The sequence below is a fragment of the Pseudomonas citronellolis genome, from assembly GCF_029335315.1.
GTDB classification, from domain to species: Bacteria; Pseudomonadota; Gammaproteobacteria; order Pseudomonadales; family Pseudomonadaceae; genus Pseudomonas; species Pseudomonas citronellolis_A.
The window spans coordinates 1-5,280 of sequence record NZ_JARJLT010000175.1; the positions used below are offsets into that span (position 1 = coordinate 1).

Annotated in this window: 8 protein-coding genes; 5 read left to right on the forward strand and 3 right to left on the reverse strand. The window is 69.9% G+C overall.

Features of this window, described 5'->3' with window-relative positions; all coding sequences use genetic code 11:
• Positions 1–4: 4 nt before the first annotated feature.
• Both crcB and P3W75_RS13960 read left to right on the forward strand, forming a co-directional pair.
• Complete coding sequence (gene crcB / locus P3W75_RS13955; protein ID WP_276227955.1) at positions 5–388, forward strand: fluoride efflux transporter CrcB; 384 nt, start codon at positions 5–7, stop codon at positions 386–388.
• A 13-nt stretch (positions 389–401) separates the two neighbouring features.
• Positions 402–746 carry a DUF190 domain-containing protein gene (locus P3W75_RS13960; protein ID WP_276227949.1) on the forward strand — a complete coding sequence of 115 codons (345 nt, stop codon included), beginning with the start codon at positions 402–404 and terminating at the stop codon, positions 744–746.
• 5 nt (positions 747–751) lie between these two features.
• On the opposite strand, the gene P3W75_RS13965 is transcribed toward P3W75_RS13960, so the two are convergent.
• Both P3W75_RS13965 and P3W75_RS13970 read right to left on the reverse strand, forming a co-directional pair.
• A complete protein-coding gene (locus P3W75_RS13965; RefSeq protein ID WP_276227950.1) occupies positions 752–1,366 on the reverse strand; it encodes a histidine phosphatase family protein in 615 nt (204 codons plus the stop codon).
• 24 nt (positions 1,367–1,390) lie between these two features.
• On the reverse strand, positions 1,391–1,792 hold the full coding sequence (locus tag P3W75_RS13970) for a hypothetical protein (RefSeq protein ID WP_276227956.1): 402 nt from the start codon (positions 1,790–1,792) through the stop codon (positions 1,391–1,393).
• Positions 1,793–1,959: 167 nt separating this feature from the next.
• Here P3W75_RS13970 and P3W75_RS13975 point away from each other — a divergent pair, with 167 nt between their 5' ends.
• Positions 1,960–2,550: a DUF4337 domain-containing protein gene (locus P3W75_RS13975; RefSeq protein ID WP_276227951.1), complete on the forward strand. Its 591-nt coding sequence runs from the start codon at positions 1,960–1,962 to the stop codon at positions 2,548–2,550.
• On the opposite strand, the gene P3W75_RS13980 is transcribed toward P3W75_RS13975, so the two are convergent.
• Positions 2,547–3,323, reverse strand: a complete 777-nt coding sequence (locus P3W75_RS13980; protein ID WP_276227952.1) for an NAD(P)H-dependent oxidoreductase — start codon at positions 3,321–3,323, stop codon at positions 2,547–2,549. The two genes, P3W75_RS13975 and P3W75_RS13980, sit on opposite strands and share 4 nt — an antisense overlap.
• Before the next feature lie 84 nt (positions 3,324–3,407).
• Between P3W75_RS13980 and P3W75_RS13985 the strand changes: the two genes are divergently transcribed.
• Positions 3,408–4,301: a LysR family transcriptional regulator gene (locus P3W75_RS13985; RefSeq protein ID WP_276227953.1), complete on the forward strand. Its 894-nt coding sequence runs from the start codon at positions 3,408–3,410 to the stop codon at positions 4,299–4,301.
• Positions 4,302–4,636: 335 nt separating this feature from the next.
• The coding region (locus P3W75_RS13990) for a hydrolase (protein WP_276227954.1) at positions 4,637–5,280 on the forward strand (644 nt) is incomplete at its 3' end.

Below are 5,280 nucleotides of genomic sequence, written 5' to 3' on the forward strand. Positions count from 1 at the left end.
CGGCATGCTGAAATCGATGAGCGTGATCGTCCTCGGCGGCTCGTTCGGCTGCCTGCTGCGCTGGTTCCTCGGCCTGCGGCTGAACGCCCTGTTCCCCAACATCCCGCCCGGCACCTGGGCAGCGAACATGATCGGCGGCTACGTCGTCGGCCTGGCCGTCGCGCTGTTCGCCGCCAACCCCAGCCTCAGCCCGGAATGGCGGTTGCTGCTGATCACCGGTTTCTGCGGCGGCCTGACCACCTTCTCGACCTTCTCCGCCGAAACCCTCGCGCTGCTGCAGGAAGGGCGCGTCGCCTGGGCCCTGGGGGCGATCACCGTGCACGTCGCCGGTTCGCTGCTGGCGACCGCCGCGGGCGTTCTAACCTATTCATTGATCGGCGCACGCTGACGGAGGCGCAACCATGCAAGGTTATCTGGTGACATTCTTCACCCAACAGAGTCGCCGCCACGGCGGCAAGCTGGTTACCGAGTGGCTGGTGGACCTGGCCCGCACGATGAAGCTCAAGGGCGCCACCCTGGTCATGGGCTCGGAAGGCTACGGCCACGCCGGCCGGGTGCACTCCTACCACTTCTTCGAACTGGCCGACCAGCCGGTGGAAGTCTGCCTGGCGGTGTCCGAGGACGAATGCGCGCGCCTGTTCGAGCGCCTGGAGGCCGAGGACCTCGCGCTGTTCTACGTGAAGACGCCGGTGGAGATGGGCACCGTCGGCAAGCGCAAGGCCGAACGCGACGCCGGCGCGCCCTGAGCGCGCTAGGCGCCGGCCAGGTGCTCGGTGCCGTTGAGGCGGTGCAGGGTGAAGGCGTCGTCCGCGAAGACGATCTCGTTGAGGCAGCACGGCTCCTGCTTCAGGCGCCAGTAGCGCGCCAGCGGCAGGCCGAGCATCTGCAACAGCAGCACGCGGTTGACGCTGTCGTGGCCGACCAGCACCAGCGTCTGCCCGGCGTGGCGCCGCAGCACCTCGCGCAGCACGGCGGTGCCGCGCGCCAGCACCTCGGCCAGGCTCTCGCCAGCGGGGATCGCCGCCAGGTCCGGCGCCGCCAGCCAGAGACGGTGCTCCTCCGGCCAGCGCGCGCGCACCTCGTCATGGGTCAGGCCCTGCCACTGGCCGTAGTCGATGTCGGCCAGCCCTTCCAGGGCCTGCGCCGGCGCGCCGGTGGCGGCGGCGATGGCCGCGCCGGTATCGACGCAGCGCGCCAACGGGCTGGTGTAGATCGCCTGCGGCCGCCAACCCTGGGCGATGCTGCGGGCCACCGCCTGCGCCTGGCGCCGGCCCAGCTCCGAAAGCGGCAGCTGGGCGCGGCCACGGAAGCGCTCCGGGGCGATCCAGTCCACGTGGCCGTGGCGGGTGAGAATGATCGTGGTCATGGTGCTGCGCTCCTCGCGGCAGGCTCAGAGCCCGCCCAGCAGGTCGAACGAATCCAGCAGGCGCCAGGCGATTTCCGGGTTGCGCTCCAGGCCCCGGCGAATGGCGGCGGGGATCGACTGGCGGGTCTTGCGGCACAGGCCGGGATGCTCCGCCAGCTGGATGTCGAAACCGCGCATGCTGCGCACTTCGTTGAGGCCGGGGGCGATGCTCAGGCGCAGGCCGAGCTGCTCGTAGATGCGCGCCTGCAGGCGCTCCAGGTCGGCGAGGTCGGCCAGCTGTTCCAGGCGTTGCAGCAGGCGCTGCTCCTCAAAGCGGGTGAGCAGGAGGATGCGCATGTCGCCCTGGGGGTCGGCCAGCAGCGCCTCGCGCCCGCAATCGCAGGCGCCCGGCGGGCAGGGTTGGCGGAGCGGCGGCGGGCTGTTCATGGCGTCGAGCATAGCGATTCGGCGGCGCCGGCGCCCCTGCCTTCGGCGAAATTTCCCGGAGCGGCGGCGGCCGCCGGCGCCTTAATCGCGGCTTAAGGTGCGTGCCAGAGGCTCCCGCGCCGATCAGGCCGCCCCGCTCGGGGCGCCCCACCCCGGAGCCCTCGCGCATGTCCACCGAATACGAAGTCCACGGCCTCCACGACCACGCCGTGGAGCACGCCACGCAGCAGCCGCGACGCGACCGCCTGACCGGCAGCATGGCCGTCGCCACCGCCCTGCTCGCCACCCTCGGCGCGCTCTTCGCCTACCAGGGCGGCGCCGCCGAAAGCCAGGCGCTGTACTACAAGAACGCCGAGGCGGTGGCCAAGACCGAGGCGGCCAACCGCTGGGGCTACTACCAGGCCAAGGGCGAAAAGCAGAACCTCGCCGAGCTGGGCGCCGCGCTGTCCAGCGGCGATCCGCAGAAGGCCGCCAACTTCGAACAGCAGCGGCAGAAGTACCAGCAGGAGAAAACCCGGATCCGCGCCGAAGCCGAGGCGCTGGAACGCAAGGTGGCCGAGGACGAGGCCCTCAGCGAGGCCCAGCTGCACCAGCACCACCGCTGGGCCCAGGCCACGCTGCTGGTGCAGGTGGCGATCTCGCTGGCCGCCATCTGCCTGCTGACCCGGCGCCGCTGGGTGCAGCTGGCCACCTACGCGGCGGCCGGCGGCGGCGCGCTGCTCGGGCTATGCGCATTGCTGTTGCACCAGGCCGGCTAGGCCAGGTGCGCGGCGAAGCCGGTCAGCCCCGGCGCGCGGTCGTCCTTCAGGGTCAGCGCGGGAATCTCGTAGTCCCCGGCGTTCTGCCGGCGGAAGGCGATGGGCTCGGCGCTGAACAGGCTGTCCAGGCGTTCACCGTACTCCCGCTCGATGGCGGCGTAGCGCGCCGCGTCGACCCGGCTGGTGCGGTACACCAGGTACGGCGGCAGCACCGCGAAGCCAGGGTAATAGAGGATGCCGTGCTGGATCGGGAACAGCAGGTCGTCGATCGGGCCGTTGATGCCACGGGCGCTGTAGTGCGACTCCCAGCCGCCGGTGGTGACCATCAGCATGGCGCGCTTGCCGGCCAGGCTGCCTTCGCCGTAGCGGTCGCCCCAGTGCGTGTCGGAGTGCTCGCCGACGCCGTAGGCGAAACCATAGGCGTACACCCGCTCGACCCAGCCCTTGAGGATCGCCGGCATGGAGAACCACCACAGCGGGAACTGCAGGATCAGCGCGTCGGCCCAGCGCAGCTTGGCCTGCTCGGCGGCGATGTCGGCGCTCTGCCGGCCGCCGGCAAAGGCCCGACGCGAGTCCTGGGAGGGTTCGAAGCGTTCGCCGGCGGCGCCGTCCAGGCTGTCGGCGGCGTCCAGCGGGGCCTTCCAGTTCATCGCGTAGAGGTCGGAAACCTGCACGCTGTGGCCGGCGGCCTGCAAGCGGCGCACGGCGAAGTCGCGCAGCGAGCCATTGAGGGATTTCGGTTCGGGGTGGGCGTAGACGATGAGCACGTTCATGACGGGTCTCCGTGAGTGGGTGAGCCGAGCATGGGGCGTGCCACGCTATAGTAGAAATGAATATCCAATACATCAGGTATTGCCATGGTTAATCTAAGGACGCTTGACCTGAACCTGCTGGTGACCCTCGACGTGCTCCTGGCCGAGCACAACGTCACCCGCGCCGCCGAGCGCCTGCACTTCTCGCAACCCTCGGTGAGCGTGCACCTGGCCAAGCTGCGCGAGATCTTCGGCGACCCGCTGCTGCTGCCCGGCCCGCGCGGCATGCGCCCCACCGCCCGCGCCGAGGCCCTGCGCGAACCGCTGCGCCAGGCCCTGGCGGCGCTGGAGCGGGCGGTGGCGCCGAGCGAGGCCTTCGACCCCGGCGCGGCGCACAACACCTGGCGGCTGATCGTTACCGACTACAGCGAGGCGACCGTGCTGCTGCCGGCCCTGGGCGGCCTGCGCGCGGCGGCGCCGGGCACGCGCCTGGCGCTGCTGCCGCTGACGCCGTCGCGGCTGGTCCGGCAACTGGAACAGGGCGACGCCGACCTGCTGTTCCACACCAGCGAAGACGCCCCCGAAGGCCTGCGCCGCCGCCCGCTGTTCCAGGAGCGCTACGTGCTGGTCGGCCGCGCCGACCACCCCAGGCTCAAGCGCCGGCCGAGCCTGGCGCAGTTCTGCAAGCTGGAGCAGGTGATGGTCTCGCCCGACGGCGGCGGCTTCCACGGCGTGACAGACAAGGCCCTGGCCGCGCTGGGCGCGGAGCGCCGGGTGGTGCTCTCGGTGCCGCACTTCCACTTCGTGCTCTCGGTGCTCGCCAGCACCGACCTGGTGGCCATGCTGCCGGCGCGCATGGTCCGCCCCGACAGCGGGCTGAGGGTGGTGGAGGCGCCGGTGGAGGTGCCGGGCTACGAGATGTCCATGCTCTGGCACGAGCGCTCGCACCGCGACCCGGCGCAGCAGTGGCTGCGCGAGTTCATCGCCCGCGCACTGTGAAGCCGTCGGGCTTCAGCCTTCTGTAGGAGCGAGCGCCTACCCTCCCCCCGAATGCGCTGGAAATTCGGCGCCATCCTGCGCGCTCCGCTTTTCGTAGGGCGCATAACCCGAAGGGTTATCCGCCGCCTCACCTTGCCTCGGCTCCGCGCGGAGCCCAGCGCCGGCGCGGCCTGGAAGGGGGCTTGCAGAATTGCAAAGTGGCCCTGCAAAGCTGTCTGTTCCGCGCCTTCGGGCGATGGGCAAAGATGGCTCCACGGTTCGGCGCACAGACCACCGCCCGGACCACACCGACAGCAGCACCCAACCCACCCACGCACCGCAGAAGGAAGATCATCATGAGCGCAATCGCCAAGGCAGTTCCCGGCAAGACCCTGCTGAACCCCAACGATCACACCCTGATCATGATCGACCACCAGTCGCAGATGTCCTTCGCCACCAAGTCCATCGACGCCGTCACCCTGCGCAACAACGCCGCCCTGGTGGCCAAGGCCGCCAAGGAATTCAACGTCTCGACCATCCTCACCACCGTCGCCGAGAAGAGCTTCTCCGGCCCGATCTTCACCGAGATCAAATCGGTGTTCCCCGACTACAACGTCATCGACCGCACCAGCATGAACACCTGGGAAGACCCGCGCATCGCCGTGGAAGTGAACCAGCACGGCAAGCAGAAGATCGTCCTCGCCGGCCTCTGGACCTCGGTGTGCATCGTCGGCCCGGCCCTCTCGGCCATCGACCAGGGCTTCGAGGTCTACGTGATCGCCGACGCCTGTGGCGACGTTTCCACCGAAGCCCACGAAATGGCCCTGCAGCGCATGATCCAGCTCGGCGCGCGGCCCATGACCTCCCTGCAATACCTGCTCGAACTGCAACGCGACTGGGCCCGTGGCGAAACCTACGACGCCACCGTGAAGACCTCCATCGAGCACGGCGGCGCCTACGGCCTCGGCCTGATCTACGCCAAGACCATGTTCAACGCCAG

Coding starts and splice junctions, on each gene's coding strand:
- P3W75_RS13960 (WP_276227949.1), top strand. CDS start 402: ATGCAAGGTTATCTGGTGACATTCTTCACCCAACAGAGTCGCCGCCAC.
- P3W75_RS13975 (WP_276227951.1), top strand. CDS start 1,960: ATGTCCACCGAATACGAAGTCCACGGCCTCCACGACCACGCCGTGGAG.
- P3W75_RS13970 (WP_276227956.1), bottom strand. CDS start 1,792: ATGAACAGCCCGCCGCCGCTCCGCCAACCCTGCCCGCCGGGCGCCTGC.
- P3W75_RS13985 (WP_276227953.1), top strand. CDS start 3,408: ATGGTTAATCTAAGGACGCTTGACCTGAACCTGCTGGTGACCCTCGAC.
- P3W75_RS13965 (WP_276227950.1), bottom strand. CDS start 1,366: ATGACCACGATCATTCTCACCCGCCACGGCCACGTGGACTGGATCGCC.
- crcB (WP_276227955.1), top strand. CDS start 5: ATGCTGAAATCGATGAGCGTGATCGTCCTCGGCGGCTCGTTCGGCTGC.
- P3W75_RS13980 (WP_276227952.1), bottom strand. CDS start 3,323: ATGAACGTGCTCATCGTCTACGCCCACCCCGAACCGAAATCCCTCAAT.